The organism is Guptibacillus hwajinpoensis, assembly GCF_020171785.1.
In the GTDB taxonomy this organism is placed as follows: domain Bacteria; phylum Bacillota; class Bacilli; order Bacillales; family Guptibacillaceae; genus Guptibacillus; species Guptibacillus sedimenti.
On sequence record NZ_JAIVAE010000016.1, the window covers coordinates 24,340 to 42,769 of the forward strand.

Here is an 18,430-nt window from a genome sequence, read left to right on the forward strand (position 1 = left end):
ACCTTGTGGCAGCATCTCCAGAATACAATCAAACCCCCTCTTACCCATCATGTCCACACATATGAGACAAAACCGCAAACATAGACTCATAGTATGAAGTCAGATCTGTGGTCAGGAGGTATGTCATGACGAATGTTCAGCCTTCCATGCGTTTAAAGCTTAAGAAAGGCACTTTCTTCATGCCGGAACCGAGTGGAAGCGTCTATTTCAGAAACAATGCAGGTTCTTTCCGAATGGAAGGAAGCACAATCCATCAATGGATCGAAAAACTAATCCCGATGTATAACGGCGAATATTCACTTGAAACCCTCACAGAAGGACTTACAAAGCCTTATCGTGATCGCGTTTACGAGATTACAAATACCCTCTATACGAATGGGTTTCTTCGTGACGTTAGTCAAGATCTTCCCCACGAATTACCATCACATGTTGTGGAGAATTTCGCTTCACAGATTGAATACATCGAAAGCTTTTCTGATTCCGGTGCGTACAGGTTTCAGCAATACCGGCAGAAAAGCGTTCTCGTTGTTGGAGAAGGATCGATGTTAATTGGGCTGGTTTCATCCTTACTTACATCTGGTTTGCCTCGTTTCCAGGTACTATTAACGGATGAAAAGACGAGCCAAAATCGAATCAGACAATTAGAAGTTGCAGCAAAAAAATCAGATCCTGAAGTCTCGATTGAGGTTGTCTTAAAGAGAGGCCCGATCGCTTGGGATAAGCAACTCGAACCATTCGACGCCATTTTATATGTCTCTTCCGAAGAAAATGTTCAGGAGCTACGAAGTCTTCTGCATGCCTGTAAAGAAAAGAAAAAGACATTTCTTCCCGCCATCTGTACAAAAGGAATTGGAATGGCCGGCCCGCTCGTTACGCAAGACAGTGGCTGCTGGGAATCTGCGTGGCGAAGTTTACATGAACCGCAAAACACCGGCTCCTTTTCACCGCCTGCTGGGGCGATGCTCGCAAACATGGTCGCATTTGAATGGTTTAAAAAGAGTACAGACATCCCTGTACTTTCGAGCAATCAAGTGTTTCTGCTTAACCTCGAAACCCTTGAAGGCAAATGGCATTCCTATTGCCCTCATCCGCTTGTCACAGGAAAAATCGAAGTCGAAAAGGTCTCCAAAGAATTTAGTGAAGAGAAGAAAAAAGATCCGAACAAACTCCTTTACTATTTCAGTCAGCTAACAAGTGAATTAGGCATTTTTCATAAGTGGGAAGAAGGCGAGCTGAATCAATTACCATTAGCTCAGTGTGAGGTTCAGCCAGTTAACGTGAAACCAGCCGGATCCGCTATGCTCCATCCAAGCCAGATCGCATCAGCTTTAACACACGAAGAAGCAAGACGCGAAGCTGGATTAATCGGAATCGAGGAGTATGTTGTTCCGTTAAAAGAAGAGATTCTCTCGTCACTCCCCTCACCTTTCGATAAAAATCAATACACCCCAACGGAGCTTCATATTGGTGCTGGTGATACACCAGTTGAAGCGGTCAGTCGCGCACTGCAAACAGCGTTAGAAGAGGAATGGAATCAGAAAGCCGATCAGTGCATGGAAGGAATTTTCCGATTTGCCCCCCAACAGGTTGATGACAATTCCTGTCGCTACTATTACAAAGTTTTAAACACGATGACAAAAGTTCCGGATCTTGCGTTAGGAAAAGATACGAACGGATTTCCCGTCGTATGGAGAAAAGCATCGGATAGCCGCTGGTATGGGAGCGTCGGGATGACGCTTGAGCTCGCATTACGACTTGCCCTCCTACAAGCTGTGAAAGAAGCGCAAAACAAGACCATATCGGCAGCTCTTTCTTTCGCAACGCTTCCTTTTGAAGAAAAACCCATTCAGTCCATTGATATTCCTGCTTATGACGCAAGCGATCAGGCGAATGTTCTTCGTTCTGTTATGAACCGTTTCGAGAAGCTTTCCATATTCAAAATAACGCTTGAAACCTTTGTAAAAGATGGAGTTCTAGACATTTATGGCGTGCTGTTACGAGAGGGGGAGATGACGTGAACATTACCCTAGTCGGAAATGGGCAGCTTCAAGATTGCATAGCAGAGCAACTCGCTCCCCACTCTTCCCTCACGCTTCGATCAGATTTTGAAGAACCAATACCTCTGGACACATCCTTGTTGCTCGTTATTCACGACAACTGGAATCCGTCCATCCATAAACAAGCGGAAGAAATGGCACGAGAGCTCGGCATCAATTGGCTACGCGCCTTCTTCTCATTTGGCGAAGGGGTGATCGGTCCACTCGTTCGCCCCGGTCAAGAAGGCTGTTCACAGTGTGCCGATACGCGAAAGATGATGGCCGCAACCGATCGGGAGGATCTATGGAAAATTCAACAATCTTTCACCGATGGGAACTCTGTTCAGGATCAATGGGTTTCACAAATAGGCCTCCTTCATATGGCTCAATTGATTATTAATGAAGTGCTCGCGCCCCGTTCTACAGAATTAGACGGAGCGATTTATCTTCTAAACATGGCAACTCTTGAAAGCTCTCGCCACCGGATCTTACCAGACGCTTATTGTTCTGTGTGCAGTTCTCTTCCAGAAGACACGGAGGCGGTGATAACGTTAAAACCAAGTCTAAAAGTCAGCGGCTACCGCACTCGGTCGATCGACGACTTACGCAACGTGCTCTCAAAGGATTACCTCGACTCACGCACAGGCCTTTTAAATCGCCTCATGATCGATTTTGAAACAACGTATGCGGATGCGATTGTGAACCTCCCTCTCTTTAACGGAAATGAAGGTGCGGCAGGAAGAACGAATTCGTATGCGATGAGTCAAATGACAGCGATATTGGAAGGATTAGAACGCTCATGCGGGATCGATCCGAAAGGAAAAAGAACCGTTGTGCACGATTGCTATCGTAACCTGGACCGCGCTTTAAACCCGCTTCATCTCGGCGTTCATGCTGAGGAACAGTATGCAGAAAAAGGGTATCCGTTCGCTCCTTTTCATCCTGATCGAAAAATGAACTGGGTGTGGGGCTACTCCCTTCTTAAAAAAGAACCTATTCTCGTACCTGAGCGTCTCGCTTATTACAGCATGGGCTGTGGGGATGGGTTTGTGTTTGAGACGTCAAACGGCTGTGCGATCGGAGGAAGTCTTGAGGAAGCCATCTTCTATGGCATGATGGAAGTGCTTGAACGCGACTCTTTTCTCATCACCTGGTACGCCCAGCTTCCGCTCCCGCAAATTGATCCTTACTCATCAAACGACGAAGAGCTCCACTTAATGATCGACCGCATGCAAGAGTTAACGGGCTATGACCTTTATTTATACAATGCCACGATGGAACACGGCATTCCGTGTATTTTAACGATTACGAAGAACCGCACCTCTGATACCGAACGCTTAAATTTAATGTGTGCAGCTGGTGCCCATCTCGATCCCGTTCGTGCAGTGAAAAGCGCGATCTTTGAAAGTGTTGGCATGATTACCCCGTTAAATAAAGAATTTAAAAAGAAGAAAGATGACTTTTTAGCTATGTATCATGACGCTTCGCTTGTTAAGAAAATGGATGATCATGGCATGCTTTATGGACTTCCTGAAGCAGAAGAACGCCTTCACTTTTTACTAAATCAAAACCAACCGCTACAAACCTTCCAGGAGGCCTTTCAACCAGCAAATCCTCATAATGATCTTACAGAGGATCTCAATAACCTGTTACAAAACTTCCGTCACTTAAACTTAGATGTAATCGTCGTTGATCAAACGACACCTGAAATTAAGCGGAACGGACTCCACTGCGCAAAAGTGATCATCCCAGGCATGCTGCCGATGACATTCGGCCATCACTTAAGACGTGTCACCGGATTAAGCCGAGTATTAACGGTTCCGAAACAATTAGGGTATGTAGATCGAGAACTAACAATGGAGGAGCTTAACCCTTATCCGCATCCATTTCCGTAACGTGGCGAGGAGGTAAGTCATGGATCTCGACCTATTTTTACACCAGCTTCATTTTCAAAATGAACGTGTGACACCAGCGAACTGGGAAGTGAATTGGGACGATGCTCCTCATCCGTATAAGCTGTACCGTCATCTGCAGGAGTTCCGTCTTCCTGATGAAATACCACTAGTCATAAAAGATCGGCCTAACCTGAATAAAATCGCCCATTTTCTCTGGTATACGTATGGGCTGACTCAGTTTAACCAAACCGCTTTTTCTTCTTCCACAGGGGAAGAAGTAGCTGAAACAATGCAAGGATTCCGCCGCTTCCCTCCTTCGGGTGGCGGCTTATATCCAAGCGAACTTTATGTATATCTGAAACTAGAAGACTTACTACACGGAATCTACCACTACGACGTCGTTCACCATCGCCTTCTTCTGCTTCGAAAGGGGAATTTTGATTCCTACTTAACACGCGCACTTGGCAACAGCTCTTCCCTTTCCAAGTGTTTTGGGGCGGTCATCATCACGACAATGTTTTGGAAAAACTTCTTTAAGTACCACAACTTTTCGTATCGTCTTCAAGGATTGGATGCTGGTGCGCTGATCGGGCAGCTATTAGAGGTGAGTAAACGCTGTTGTTTTCATCCTAAGGTTCATTTTCAGTTTCTCGATCATGCTGTTAATCATCTACTCGGGCTAGACGGTAAGGAGGAAAGCACTTATGCCGTTATTCCTCTTTCAGAGCAAAAGATCCCACATGAGAAGACTCTAGGTAAATGCACTACAACTGCATTGAGTCAAACCATTCCGGAGATCAAAACGACCCATGTGCAACGTTCGCAAAACGTATTGCCTTTTTCTGAAATCGCACAGCTTCATCAGGAGACGCTACTTGAAGCTACGGAGTTCTTTCGGCAATTAGAAGCGAGACAAGAAAAAATAGATTACAAGGTTCACATCGCTTTGCCAGCAGTACAGAAGAAACTATCCCAAAACTTCACCCACGCTTGCCTAAATCGCTATTCTCCTGAAATGGATTTTCGTGCACAGCGAGTAAATCAGGTTCAGCTTGCTTCACTGCTTAAGGAAAGCATGGACTCCTATGGATACGATAACGATCTGAATAACGAAGAAAACCAGAAATCGAGGGTCTCCATTTATGGCTGCTTTTATCAGATTGACGGCATTCCAAATGGAGCCTATCTCTATGACGCCGCTTCTCATTCTCTCCTACTTATTCAAGAAGGTGACTTTCGTTTTCGCCTCCAGGCTGGGATGTCCCTTCACAATGTTAATCTGCATCAAGTTCCAGTTTGTCTTCATATCGTCGGGGACCGTACACATCATAAAGGCGAACTTGGCTACAGAGGGTATCGCATTCAACACATGGAAGCGGGTATGCTGCTTCAGCGAATCTTGTTAACCGCGAGCGCACTTGGCATGAACGGCCATCCCCTGCTTGGATTTGATATCAATGGGGTGGATGAGATATATGATCTGGAAGGTTCACAGAAGACGACGATTATCCAAGTGCCTGTTGGGTTTCATTGGGCTAAGAGCTGGTTGGTTGGGGGGATTGGCTGGGGATCGCTGGGGATCGCTGGGAATAGCTGGGGGGATCGCTGGGACGGTTCTGCTGATTCTCCTGAGAATCATGGCACAAGTTGTGGTCTACACAAAGGGTGCATCATGAACGGTAACCCCATTGAATAAGATTTATCAAATCACTAGAGCGAGTTGCACTTTTCCGCTGACTTCTCGAGATTTCAAATATTCCTTACTATTGGATTTTATTGTTTCCATCATGAAGAGTATGAAAATATAAAAGAAACTTTAGCAGTCCATACAGGCTGGCCAGATTTTGAACGATTATTTTATCGATGAAAGCTTTTCCGTATTTCCTAAAGAGGGTAACTATATTAAGTCAATGCAAAATACCCCCTTCACGAAAAGGAGTGCTAATCGACTGAACCATTAGCACTCCTTTTACTTTTCTTAATATTCTGCACCATAGAAAACGCCCCTATAACTCCAACCTCATAAACACACTATTCGGATCTTTCCTATACCCCGCAAACGGCTGACACTCTTGAAATCCGAAGCTTTCATACAAACGCCTGGCCGGCTGAAAGACCTCCATTGAACCCGTTTCCAGACTCAACCGCTCGTATCCACGCGCTTTCGCTTCATCAATAATGTGTTGAAGAAGTCTTTTCGCGACACCCTTTCTTAAATGAGCAGAAGCTGTTTTCATGGACTTAATCTCAGCATGCACAATGTTTAATTCCTGAAGAGCTACACATCCAACTAAGTCACCCGCTTCCCAAGCACTCCAAAATGTAATCTCACGCTTTCGCAATCCGTCTAGATCCAGCGCATGCTTACTTTCCGGTGGAGAATGTTTTTGCATACTTACGATATGATCCCTCAATAATTCAGCCACTTCTGGTCCTTTTAAATCATCTACTTTAATCTGCAATGAACTCACTCCTTTATCGGTACATTGCTCGCTTTTTCATGATAATCAAAACAAATCACTCGATCGTAATATCATATTCGGAATCAAAGGGACGGTTCTGCTAATTTAGCGAGCGTTAGATAAAGAGTTAGTGCTCACAAACATACCCTGCCTTTCTTTAGGCAGGGCTTTTCTCATTTATATTTTTGAACTACTCTGCATCGCGAGAACCGTCCCAGCGAAACAAAACACCAGCGAAACACCAGCGAAACAGCGAGAACCGTCCCAGCGAAACACTAGCGGAAACACCACCAAAACACCTAGAACAACTCTTCAGCTACCTCTTTAATAATTACCGCCACAACCCTACAATCCTTCAGCGTGAAAGTCAGCGGTATACGAAAATCACAAAGATAATCCAAGACGTTTCCAGTAGCAGATAAAAACGTTTCTTCTTCAATGTATTGCCAGCTTTCATACCGACTTGTAAACCCTTTTGGTTCTAAGCTACCAAACCACTTGAGCTCGACACCTCTATTGGCGCATTCGTTAATAAAGGCGGTCACTGCTTCTTTGTCGGTATTCATGATTGTAAACTGAAAGGAAGACCCGACGTAGCCCTCCTTCTCCCTTCTTGTTGGAATGCGAATGCCTTTAGCCTCTTTTAACTCTGCCTCAATTAGCTCATATCGCTCATTCCATCTCCTGCATCGGTCATCCAGATGAGGGAGCTGTCCTCTTATAAGTGCTGCTATGAGATTCGACATTCGAAGACTAAAGTTCGGAATGTGCTTTTTGTGTTTCTCAAAGACATCTAATGGTGGTCTCGAAAGATGCTTTTCATAAAGCATATAGGAGCCAGAGTATAGAATGGCTTTTGCTATAATATCTTCGTCGTCAGTCACCAATAAACCGCCTTCTCCTGAATTGATATGCTTGTATGTCTGGGTAGAAAAGCATCCTACCGCTCCAAATGTTCCTGTATATCGTCCCCCAAAACTTGCTCCCATTGTATGGGCACAATCCTCTATAAGCGTGATTCCTAATCGGTTGCAAATCTCAACCACGCGATCCATGTCAGCAATATGACCTCTCATGTGTGAAAGAAGGAAGGTTTTCGCACCTGTTTCAAGCGCCTTACGCTCTAAATCATCTAGATCGGTCACATAGTCTTCTGTAATTTCTACAAGGACTGGCTTTGCTCCTGCGTTTTCAATCGCACCTGGTACTGGCGCAAGAGTGAAGGCATTACAGAGAACGAGATCACCCGGTTCCACACCTACACTTTTGAGCGCTACATACATCGTGCTTCCGCACGAGGAGAAGCCCGCACAGTACGTCGATCCGACGTACTCCGAAAACTCTTTTTCTAGTAAACTTGTATCAGATACTTCACCTTCTAACGTATTGTATCGGTGCAAACGACCGGACTGAAGAAGTTCCTGACTCCGCTCAATCGCTTCTAATGGGATAGGCTCCTGACGGGTAAATTCCTTATTAAAACGAACAACATGGTTTGACTGACTGCTCACCTACAAAACCTCCAATTCAGAAAAGCCCCCTAAGGGCTTTTCCATCTTGATTATCTAGCTTCTACTGTATTAAGTATGGGACGGCGTTTTCTCACGCTGAAATTTTTTCTCCCGTAACTCAGCTGTCACCGCGTGGGCTTCCATTCCCTCATAGCGACACTGTCTTGCAATAATTGGAGCCAGTTTTTCGCTCGCTTCACGTGTACATCTTTGATAGGTGACGGTTTTAAGAAACTTCCCTATCCATAGGCCACCTGTATAACGTGCTGCCTTCTCAGTTGGCAGGATATGATTCGTACCTATTCCTTTGTCACCGTATGTAACGGTTGTTTCTTCTCCTAAGAATAAAGAACCGTAGTTTCGAAGATTCTCAAGATAGAAGTCAAGGTCCTCTGCTTGCACCTGCACGTGCTCAATGGCATAATCATCTGCTACCTTTACAGCTTCGAACTTGTCTTCAACAAGAATGATCTCGCCATTTTTCTCCCAGGAAGCTTCCGCAACTTCACGAGTTCCTAGAGAACCGATTTGCTTTTTCATTTCTTCCTGAACGCTTTTTGCAAATGATTCTGACGTCGTAATAAGGATCGTCACTGCGTTGAAGTCATGCTCGCACTGTCCCCAAATATCTGCCGCAACGAGTTCAGCGTCAGCATGCTCATCCGCGATTATTAAGTTTTCACTCGGACCGGCAATCTGATCGATTCCCACTTGACCAAACACCTGTCTTTTCGCTTCAGCAACAAACGCGTTTCCCGGACCAACGATGAAATCAACTGGTTTAATCCCTTCGATTCCGTAAGCCATCGTCCCGATCGCCTGGATTCCTCCAAGAGAATAAATTTCGTCAACTCCCGCCTGATCCATCGCGTACAGAACGCCAGGATGAATACCCTCGCCTTTTTGAGAAGGTGTGCATGCGATGACTCTTTCCACTCCAGCTACTTTAGGTGGAATCATACTCATCTGCACAGAAGCAACGATCGGAAATCGTCCCCCAGGAACATATGCACCAACAGAAGAGATAGGAATTAGCTTCTGACCAAGGATAACACCAGGCTGCATCTCTTTCTCAAATCCTCTTAACGTTTCGAGCTGAGCTTCAGCGAATTGGCGAACTTGACTCTGGCAATAGCGCGTATCGTCTTTAAACGTTTCTGGAAGTGTCTTAATCGCCTTTTGAATTTCTTCTTCTGAGACCCGGAAAGATTCAGGATTCCAGTTATCGAACTTTTTCGATAATCTCCGTACGGCCTCCTCCCCATGTAACTTAATTCCACTCAGTTCCTTTGTAACGATTTCGCCTACTCCAGAATTGTTATTTTCAATATTCCGACTTTTTCCTTTAAATATTTTCATTCTTCTCATCTCCCTATGATTTAATAGCGGCATTCTTTAACCTGTCGTCTTTTTAAGATCTAATAAATCTACTTCTTTAGGGTCTTGCTTTCCGGTAATTAAATAATTCATCTGCTCATTTGGTGTTTGACGGTATTTCTTTCCGTTAATGATATAAAACAGAATACCTAACGCAACCCAGGCGATAAACGCATACCATGAAGGAAGCGATAAAAACGCGGGTGAAGCTGGTACAAATAGAAGGGCAAGGAAGATCGCACTGATCACAGCACCAAGCGAAGTAAGAAACTTTTGACGGAAATGATCGTTCCATGTGAAAAATCGGTAAGCTGAGCAACATGTATACAAATACGCAATCGCTACTCCAGTTGCCGTCATATCCACAACCCAGAGAAGCGCCTGTCGACCAAACCACGGGGCAACTAAGCACATGACAGATGCGGCAATGATGCCAACGTAAGGTGTATTAAACTTTGGATGTACTTTCGTAAATGCCTTAGGAAGAATACCTGCTCGCCCCATTGAGAATAGCATTCGACTAGAGGACACGAGGAATCCGTTAATTCCGGTAAAAATCCCCATACACAGTGCAATCGTTAGCACGATGAGACCAACATTCCCAAACAAGTTTACAGAAACGTCCCCTGTTCCCCACGACGGTGTAGTAGCTACTAGCTCCTGCCACGGTGCTCCCATTGCAGTCGAATAGACCATAAGGGAGTACACCGCAGCACCACTCGCAAGCGAGAGGATCATCAGCTTGAACGCTTTTTTCGCAGAAAAATTAAACTCCTCGGATGCTTGCGCAATGTTATTGAATCCGGAATATGCCCATGGGGCTGTTGCGACAATAATCAGAATGGCAGACCACGGAGAAATATCAGGGTTAAACGATGGCTGCAAGTTCGAAAACGACGTAGCTGGATGTAGAGTCATTCCTAAAGCGATTAAGATAACCCCAGCAAAAAGAGTGACACAAAAGATAAACTGCGCTCTTCCTGTTAAACTAGCCCCCCGAATGTTTAAGTAGCAAAACACAATGAGGGCAATTGCGACGAGAACAATTTGACTGAAATAAATGTCCCATCCAGAGATAGAGTACATATATCCCAGCTCGACGATACTCGGAAAAAGGAACTTGAGTAGAACGATCAAAGCAGATGCATTCAAAGCAACCGATGAAATATAGGAGAGCGTTACGAACCATCCGCATATGTACGCATGTGTTCGCCCAAGATTCAGATACGTGTAGACAAACTCGCCTCCTGAAACCGGGAACTTATTGACAAGAAATCCGTAACTGACAGCAATAACCATAATCAATAGGGCACCAATTATGTAGCCTAAGATTGCACCGATAGGTCCTGATAATGCGAGCCAATCGGCTGGTAGGACAAAAGCGCCCCAACCAATCGCCGATCCAAATGCAATGGCCCACACCCATGTAGGCTTCAACGTCTTTGACAGTTCGTTTCGTTTCTCCATTCCTTCACCCTTCCTTAATAAAATTGCAAATTTTCTAGAGCACCTCTTTCCTATTTAGCAATAGATTGTAGGGTCATTGAACACTTTCTTTTGTTTTAGGTACACTGTCTCCAGGCTCGAGTGTTACTACATCACCTTGAATCGTATTCGGATATTTAATTCCTGCTCCTGTATTTAGAACGACTACGCGATCATCATCGTTAATCCACTCTTGTTCTCGAAGCTGGCGAGCCGCTGCGAACGCAGCCGCACCTTCAGGACACACATACGCACCTTCCATAGAAGAAACAGCTCTCAATTCAGTCATGATGCTCTCTTCGCTCACCGAAATTGCACAACCATTTGTTTCTCGGATTCCTTCAAGAATCAAAAAGTCACCAAGGGCTTTCGCGACATTGATTCCAAATGCGATCGTTGAGGCATCCTTCCACGGCTCTGCATGAGTCTTTCCTTCCTCCCACGCTTTCACGATCGGCGCACATCCTTCAGACTGAACCGCAACAAGTCGCGGCATCTTATCAGCGTCTATCCATCCAAGCTCTTGTAACTCTCGAAGGGCTTTGTAAATGCCAATCAAGCCCACGCCGCCCCCAGTTGGGTAGAGGATGACATCTGGAACTTCCCAATTAAACTGTTCCGCAATTTCGAGTCCCATCGTTTTCTTTCCTTCGATCCGGTACGGTTCCTTCAGGGTTGACGCATCAAACATTCCTTCGTCCTTAACAGCTCTAGCAACAATTTGGCCAGCATCGCCAATCAAGCCATTCACAAGAAAAAGGTTCGCACCCGCTGCCATACATTCTTTTCTCGTAATCTCAGGGGCATCAACTGGCATTACAATCGTTGATTTAATACCAGCTCTGGAGCTATAAAGAGACCAGGCAGCTCCCGCGTTTCCATTTGTCGGCATCGCAAGCTCTGTCACACCAAGCTCCTTTGCTTTTGAAACACCAACTGCTGCTCCTCTTGATTTAAACGAGCCAGATGGAATGAGACCTTCATCTTTCATATACAGATTCGGAATCTTCATATCATGACCGATTTTCTCCATCTTCACAATCGGTGTCATGCCTTCTCCTAATGACACGACATTTTCTTCGCTCTCTACTGGAAGGATCTCATGATATCTCCATAGATCAGCACTTCTACCATTTAGATTTTCTGGTCGAAAGACTTCCTTGAGCTCGTCCATCTTATAGGAAACAAGGAGAGGTGATCCACATTCACATAATTGGTTCTGATTCTTCGTGCTATACATTTTTTCGCATTTCGGACAGTACAAATGTGAGACGTAACTGTATGTCATCTATAAAACCTCCTCATATTTTTAAAGAAATTTCTTACCTCATTGCAATCGATTCAATTTCAATCAAAGCGCCTTTTGGTAGCTCATTCACGCCTACCATCGCTCTGGCTGGCTGTGATTCGTTGAAGTAGCTCGAATAAATCTCGTTAATAATATCGTAATTTTTTAATGACGTTACATAAATCGTGTTCTTTACAACGTCGGATGTTTCAAGCCCTGAAGCATGGAGGATAGCTTGAATATTTTGGAGTACCTGCTTCGTTTGGTTTTCAATGCCCTCTACTAGTTCTTTCGTTTCAGGATGAAGCGGGATCTGACCTGAAATGAAAAGGGTACCCTCTTTCTCAACTGCCTGTGAATATGCCCCAATAGCTGCAGGTGCTTTTTCTGTTTGGATTGTTTTTACCATGTTAATCAGCTCCTTAAAGAGTATTTAAACTAGATTCTGTACGGATCTTCTGAAGATAGTTATAAATTGTAAACTTTGATACACCCAGAACATTTGCCAAATATTCCGGTGACCCTTTAATAAGAAAGGCACCCTTTTGTTCCAGTTCTCGTATCACTTCAATCTTCTCGTCCATTTCAAGAGAGGCAGGTGTATTATGGAAGCGTTGAAATGCTTGCTGCGTCATATCTTCAATAACGTCCTGAACCGTTGTATGAAAATTCTCTTGATGCGCTTTTTCATCATTAAACTTAGTAAACTCCTGAATTTCGTTTCCAATCCTCATAAGAAAGCTAACATCGATGTTCACGCATAGCGCTCCTATAACAGCATTTTGCTCATCCCTAAGAAACACTGTAGAAGATTTCATCACGATTCCTTTCTTCGATACTGTTTTGTAGTTCGCAAAGTCCTTAACTTCATCCCCTGCTCTCTGAAGCTCTTGAAGCACCAGATCGGTTATAGGAGAACCAACTTCGCGTTCCGTTATCGTACCTGAAAGGTGAATAAGCGATTGTTCTAAATTGCTAAAATCATGCACAGCAACCTCACACCTAGGTCCAATCATCTTAACCAAAATTTCTGCCGTACGAATGGCTTGATTAAAAATCGTCTCATTGTTGCGTTCTATTAGAATCACCTCCCATCAAACGAAAATGGATTTAAACGACTATGTGCTTTTGTTTAAATTTTCTGAACCATTTCACAACTCAGTATAGCAGTTCGTTTTTTGTAATTACAACAATTTTTTAATAATTAAAATTTTTTGTAAGTAAATCTCACATACTCTTTCATCCATTCAAGCCTTGATCTTAAAGCACTTTGTCGACTTTTCTTACTTCAAAACTTTTTTTATGATAAATGTTGAGGGGTTGACTTATTAAAAATGTTAATGTCTAATTCATCTATTTATTAATTTATCCAATAAATACTATCGAACAATCAGTGAAGTAAATCCCCTCTCCTATGATACGGTTATGGCAAATGTTGAAAGAGGAGGAGTGCCATGCAACCGGAAAAAATACGAAACGATGTTTACGACGAACATGACGAACCCACTCAAAAGAAAGCAAGCACAGGCTATACAAAAGGAATCTTATTAACATTGACACTAGCCATTGTGGCAGGTCAGATCGCAACCTTGCCTTTCTTCTCGATACTTGGGATTATGATTCTCGCCATTCTATTGGGAGCCGTTTGGGGAAACACTGTTTCCGTTTCCCCTGAGACAAACCTTGGCATTAAATTCAGCTCAAAGGTGTTGCTCCGGGCTGGAATTATCCTGCTAGGTTTCAGGCTGAACTTACAAGAAATTCTCGCATCTGGTTTCTCCATTCTTTTAACAGACGTAATTGTCATTCTGTTTACGATGCTATTCATCATGTTCCTTGCAAGAGCATTCAACATCGATCGTAAGCTTGGCACACTACTCGCTGCCGGAACCGCCATTTGCGGTGCGGCTGCAATCGTGGCGCTTGCGCCTATTGTGAAGAGTAAAGAACAGCATACAGCAATCGCCGTTTCCTGTATCGCCGTTCTTGGTACGGTCGGTGCCATTCTTTACATTTTTCTTTTTCCTGTACTACCTATTACGGAACAGGAATATGGTTTCCTCGTTGGTGCAACCCTTCATGAGCTCGCTCACGTAGTCGCGGCCGGGGTACCAGGTGGAGAAATCAGTGGAGATTCAGCTATTCTCGTTAAACTAGGACGAGTGCTACTGTTAATTCCTGTCGCATTAATCGTGAGCTTCTTGTACAACGGGAAGAAAAACAAAGGAATACGCGATATGAAGAGCCTTCCGATTCCATGGTTCATCTTCGGCTTTTTAGGTATTAGCTTCTTTAACACCCTCGTCTCAATCCCTGAAAACATTACTAATATGCTCTTAATTGCGAGTACGTACTTGCTGGCGATGGGAATGGCAGGTTTAGGGCTGAACATCAAATGGGCAGACTTCGTAAAGGTTGGCTTTAAGCCAGTTGTAACAGCGGTAATTGGTTTTATAGGTCTTCTTGCAACCACCCCCTTACTTCTCTTCCTCTATAGACTTTTCTCTTAAGGAAAGGTAGGGTAGGAGGAAAGACATTACGGAATGGATGAGGGTTATGAATCTCGATTATTTGAAGGTGTTTTACGTCGCGGCCAACAACAAAAACTTTTCTCAAACAGCCAAGGATCTTCATATCTCCCAATCGAGCGTCAGTCTACAGATTAAGCAGCTTGAAAACAAATGGGGATCTAAACTCTTTGAGCGAACAACGAAAAAAATCTCATTAACTCCTGCAGGGGAAATTCTGTATGACAAAGTAGGGAAATTCATCTCGTTAATGAATGAAACGCAGAATGAACTAGACGCGTTAAAAGGCATCGTTCACGGCGATTTGAAAGTTGGCGCAAGCTTAACGATCGGCGAGCATATCCTACCCTTTTTACTTGCCGGCTTCTCAAAGCGATACCCAAATGTGAGCATGAATTTGACCGTATACAATTCAGAGCAAATCGTGGAGAAGCTCTTCAATCATGAAATTAATGTTGGATTTATTGAATCGATGCTTTCCTATCCGACTCTCACACAGATTCCATTTGCGGAAGACGAGCTCATCATCATTGCTTCCGCTCAGGGAGACGTCGCTCCACATAGCTCTATCCTTACGATCGAGCAACTCTTACATCTTCCGTTCATCATTCGTGAAAAAGGATCGGGAACAAGACAGGTGATGGAGGACACATTGCGAAGGCGTGGAGTCGACCCCTCCCAATTAAATATCATTCTTGAGCTTGAGCACACAGAAGCAATCAAATCTTCTGTTGAAGCAGGCCTAGGCATCTCAATCATTTCGAAATCCGCGGTAAAAAAAGAACTTGAGCTTAAAACTTTGAAGAAGCTTCAGATTGATGGTATGTCCCTCCACAGGAAGTTCTATATCATTTACCATGAGGAAGCACTAAAACAGACGAGTAAAAAGTTAATCGATTTTGTGTTGGAATAGAAATCTAAAAGAAAAAATGAAAAGACCTGGAGTCAAATTCACGCCTCCAGGTCTTTTTTATAACTATTTCATTTAAAACTTACTTCATATTAAGGTCGTTAATTCAAATCTAGTAAACAACCTTAATAGTTAAGCCGTTCCATTCTCCGATAACTCTTTCCATTTGAACTTCTCCCACATTTTCCTATGAAATAAAGCCTCCGGACACGTCTTTGACATTGTGCACAACAATAAACGCATTCGGGTCTGTTTCTTTAATGACTCGTTTCAATTTAAGCTGCCGATGAGAATGCACGACGATATAGAGTACCTTCCGCTGTTCTTTAGAATATTCTCCAGTACCGTAAAAAACGGTAGCGCTTGAAGCCAATTCCGTTGTTATACGCTTAGATATCTCTTCAGTATATGGAGAAATAATGTTAATCGCTTTTTTGGAATCAAACCCTCCTAGTACGAAATCTGTCACAATTTTACCAACGTAAAGAGTAATTAAAGTGTACATCGTATAAGTCGGTCCGATAATAAAAACTCCCATAATAACGATTAGTACATCAATCGCAAACGTTACCCCCGTTAAATGCCATCCAAGTTGATGGTTTAACATTCTTGCAATGATAGAGCTTCCCCCAATTGAACTGCCTGCTTGATAAATAAAACCAAATCCGATTCCAGTAATGACCCCAGCAAAGATAGCCGCAAGCAAAGGATCTTCTATAGGTTTCGCATACAAACCTTCTAACCCCCATAAAAACAAAGAAAAAACAGCTACATTATAAACCGTTTTTAATACGATAGGTCGCGGTAGGTACCTTACACCGACTGCTAAAAGCACGACGAATATAATCGGTGTGGAAACCCCGGGAGAAATGTTCAAGCTGTAATAAATCAGTAAGGCTATCCCTACGATTCCTCCTTCAGCAATGGAGTTGGGCATCGCCAGCTGCGTAACAGCTAGCGCAAATAGAAGAGAGCCGATCGTCATATAAAAGATATTTTTCATTTTTTCCTCCCAGCATCCTTTTTATCACTTTAAAACTTCACAGAGCAACCTGTTTATCTTACATACACTCTACCATTTGATGTTAAACTCTTTTTTTACAAAAAAAGTTAAGAATCGCAGGAAGAATCGCAGGGACGGTTCTACTGATTCGACATACAAAAAACAGAAGTGTTATGAGACGAATCGTCGGGACGGTTCTGTTGATTCAAGTTTGTGCTTAAAAAAATGCCCCACCTGGCACTACATGCCCAGGCAAGGCATTTCCCTTTATAATTCCGTAAAATTTCCCCATGTCATTTAAGAAGACAAATTAAGTTAAGGATTAACATGATTTGTCTTTTTCAACTACTGATTCACTAGAACCGTCCGAGACCAGTGAAAAACTAACGTTTTTTTCTTAGACTTAATAGCTAACCCTAAATAAAGAGTATAATAGAAGCTTTTCAACCAAATATACATGAAAAAAGAGGACGCCGCAGCGATCCTCTTTATGTTTACCGCGACGGCGGCTAATTTTGATTGAATGGATGCACTTAATAGACCATACCCCCTGGTTCGAGATAGGCCATGAAATCGTTTGAGCTCCGCATTCTTTCCTTCTATAGAAGCTCGCTTTTTATATTTTTCTTTAAACGCTTCGGACTTTTGGTGTTGAGATATTTCATAAAATTCAGCTGTGTTAACCCCTACCACCAGTAATCTCCTTGCCCTTTTCTTTGCACATTCGTCATGAAGTGGGCAGGCTTTACATTGCTTCAATCCAAAGTAATATTTATATCCTTCTCTGCCACCATCTTTCCCTTTTGTCCTAAAGTATTTCTTTTTTTCGGTGATGTTTCCTTGGCTACACTGCCATTCATCAGCGTCTTTATTATAGGTGAATTGACTTTCGTCAAGTCGGTATACAAGAGAGCTTACGGGTATATAAGGGTGCGCTTTTAAGGATTTTATATCATCTAGTATAGATTTTCTGAAACAAGCTTTATCCCCATACACTTCCGTGATGGTCATGTTTGATCTTAAAGTTTGAGCTAACATTTCTTTGGCATAACTACCATCTGTGTAAGCACCATCCGATGTGCGTACGGACGTAATTATCCGTTCTTTTGTTGTCATCACAAACTCAGTTTTGTATCCATAAAAGTCCTGCGTCCTACTTTTTCTGCCGACTCTCGCATCTTCGTCAATAAGGGATCGAATGCCTTTCTGGTTGATAAACTTGGGATCCGCTAGGATCTTCTGAGCTTTTTGTATTGATTCCTTCGTGTTTTGATTGTGATTTGATGCTTGTTTCTCTACTTGATTCATTACGTTCAATAAGTAATCTTTCATCACAGCCTTCGCTTCTCGGTGATCCGCAATCTCCTGATAATCTGGAACCTCTGGTAAGTTTTCAAGTGATTGCCCCGTTTCTCGTTCATAGGTATGAATGATATTCCGAGCCAGATGTTTCATCAATCGCTCAGGTGTTTTCTTCTTAGTATTCGCTTCGATATGGGTAGCGTCAATACTGACACTTTTTCCTTGGAGAATCCCTTGTTCTACACATTGTCTCGCCATTTCAGTCATCATTTCATCAAGAGTATTTTCTCCAAGTCGCTGCGTTCGAAACTTGGACAGAAGACTTTTGTCTGGCAGGGAATCTTCTGGATTGAGACCGAGAAAGTACATAAACGCGAGGTTCAGTTCAGCTTCTGCCTTCATTTGTTCATCGGAATAATTATATAAATGTTGTAAAAATAAAAGTTTACACATTAACTCTGGTTCTTTGGCAGGACGGCCAAAACGCTCGGAGTAACTGTCTTTCAAAAGATCGTTAATGAAAGAAAAATCAATAACGGTCGTTATCTTCTTAAGGATATGATTTTCCGGAATTTTATCGTATAATACAGAGTGAAAACTTGATTGCTTTGACTGTAATCGAAGCACAAGTAA

14 protein-coding genes are annotated in these 18,430 nt (G+C 43.2%); 5 read left to right on the plus strand and 9 right to left on the minus strand.

Annotation, left to right across the window (positions count from 1 at the left end; all coding sequences use genetic code 11):
• Window positions 1-125 precede the first annotated feature (125 nt).
• The 3 genes from LCL91_RS19565 to LCL91_RS19575 are packed head-to-tail and all read left to right on the plus strand — an operon-like array spanning window position 126 to window position 5,627.
• Window positions 126-2,018 carry a putative thiazole-containing bacteriocin maturation protein gene (locus tag LCL91_RS19565; protein ID WP_224884940.1) on the plus strand — a complete coding sequence of 631 codons (1,893 nt, stop codon included), beginning with the start codon at window positions 126-128 and terminating at the stop codon, window positions 2,016-2,018.
• On the plus strand, window positions 2,015-3,931 hold the full coding sequence (locus LCL91_RS19570; RefSeq protein WP_224884942.1) for a TOMM precursor leader peptide-binding protein: 1,917 nt from the start codon (window positions 2,015-2,017) through the stop codon (window positions 3,929-3,931). The genes LCL91_RS19565 and LCL91_RS19570 overlap by 4 nt, the downstream gene beginning before the upstream one ends.
• A 19-nt stretch (window positions 3,932-3,950) precedes the next feature.
• Entirely contained in the window at window positions 3,951-5,627 is a 1,677-nt protein-coding gene (locus tag LCL91_RS19575) for a SagB/ThcOx family dehydrogenase (RefSeq protein ID WP_224884944.1), read from the plus strand.
• 310 nt (window positions 5,628-5,937) lie between these two features.
• On the opposite strand, the gene LCL91_RS19580 is transcribed toward LCL91_RS19575, so the two are convergent.
• The 7 genes from LCL91_RS19580 to LCL91_RS22295 form a co-directional block, all read right to left on the minus strand.
• The gene (locus LCL91_RS19580) at window positions 5,938-6,393 is read right to left on the minus strand and encodes a GNAT family N-acetyltransferase (protein WP_224884947.1); all 456 of its coding nucleotides are present in this window, start codon (window positions 6,391-6,393) and stop codon (window positions 5,938-5,940) included.
• A 299-nt stretch (window positions 6,394-6,692) separates the two neighbouring features.
• The gene (locus tag LCL91_RS19585) at window positions 6,693-7,904 is read right to left on the minus strand and encodes a DegT/DnrJ/EryC1/StrS family aminotransferase (RefSeq protein ID WP_224884950.1); all 1,212 of its coding nucleotides are present in this window, start codon (window positions 7,902-7,904) and stop codon (window positions 6,693-6,695) included.
• 69 nt (window positions 7,905-7,973) lie between these two features.
• The gene (gene hisD / locus LCL91_RS19590) at window positions 7,974-9,263 is read right to left on the minus strand and encodes a histidinol dehydrogenase (RefSeq protein WP_224884952.1); all 1,290 of its coding nucleotides are present in this window, start codon (window positions 9,261-9,263) and stop codon (window positions 7,974-7,976) included.
• Between the two features lie 36 nt (window positions 9,264-9,299).
• Window positions 9,300-10,748 (minus strand): APC family permease, encoded by a 1,449-nt coding sequence (locus LCL91_RS19595; RefSeq protein ID WP_224884954.1) that lies wholly within the window; start codon window positions 10,746-10,748, stop codon window positions 9,300-9,302.
• A gap of 73 nt (window positions 10,749-10,821) precedes the next feature.
• Entirely contained in the window at window positions 10,822-12,054 is a 1,233-nt protein-coding gene (locus LCL91_RS19600) for a threonine synthase (protein WP_224884956.1), read from the minus strand.
• A 34-nt stretch (window positions 12,055-12,088) separates the two neighbouring features.
• Window positions 12,089-12,463, minus strand: coding sequence for a Rid family detoxifying hydrolase (locus tag LCL91_RS19605; RefSeq protein WP_224884959.1), 375 nt, complete (start codon window positions 12,461-12,463; stop codon window positions 12,089-12,091).
• Window positions 12,464-12,476: 13 nt separating this feature from the next.
• Window positions 12,477-13,142, minus strand: coding sequence for a helix-turn-helix transcriptional regulator (locus LCL91_RS22295; protein WP_224884961.1), 666 nt, complete (start codon window positions 13,140-13,142; stop codon window positions 12,477-12,479).
• A gap of 366 nt (window positions 13,143-13,508) precedes the next feature.
• Between LCL91_RS22295 and LCL91_RS19615 the strand changes: the two genes are divergently transcribed.
• Both LCL91_RS19615 and LCL91_RS19620 read left to right on the plus strand, forming a co-directional pair.
• Entirely contained in the window at window positions 13,509-14,564 is a 1,056-nt protein-coding gene (locus tag LCL91_RS19615; RefSeq protein WP_224884963.1) for a YeiH family protein, read from the plus strand.
• A gap of 46 nt (window positions 14,565-14,610) precedes the next feature.
• Window positions 14,611-15,495 carry a selenium metabolism-associated LysR family transcriptional regulator gene (locus LCL91_RS19620; protein ID WP_224884965.1) on the plus strand — a complete coding sequence of 295 codons (885 nt, stop codon included), beginning with the start codon at window positions 14,611-14,613 and terminating at the stop codon, window positions 15,493-15,495.
• 184 nt (window positions 15,496-15,679) lie between these two features.
• Here LCL91_RS19620 and LCL91_RS19625 read toward each other — a convergent pair whose 3' ends face one another.
• Both LCL91_RS19625 and LCL91_RS19630 read right to left on the minus strand, forming a co-directional pair.
• A complete protein-coding gene (locus LCL91_RS19625; RefSeq protein ID WP_224884967.1) occupies window positions 15,680-16,495 on the minus strand; it encodes a YitT family protein in 816 nt (271 codons plus the stop codon).
• 345 nt (window positions 16,496-16,840) lie between these two features.
• Window positions 16,841-18,424 carry an IS1182 family transposase gene (locus tag LCL91_RS19630; protein WP_425589703.1) on the minus strand — a complete coding sequence of 528 codons (1,584 nt, stop codon included), beginning with the start codon at window positions 18,422-18,424 and terminating at the stop codon, window positions 16,841-16,843.
• Between the last annotated feature and the right edge of the window lie 6 nt (window positions 18,425-18,430).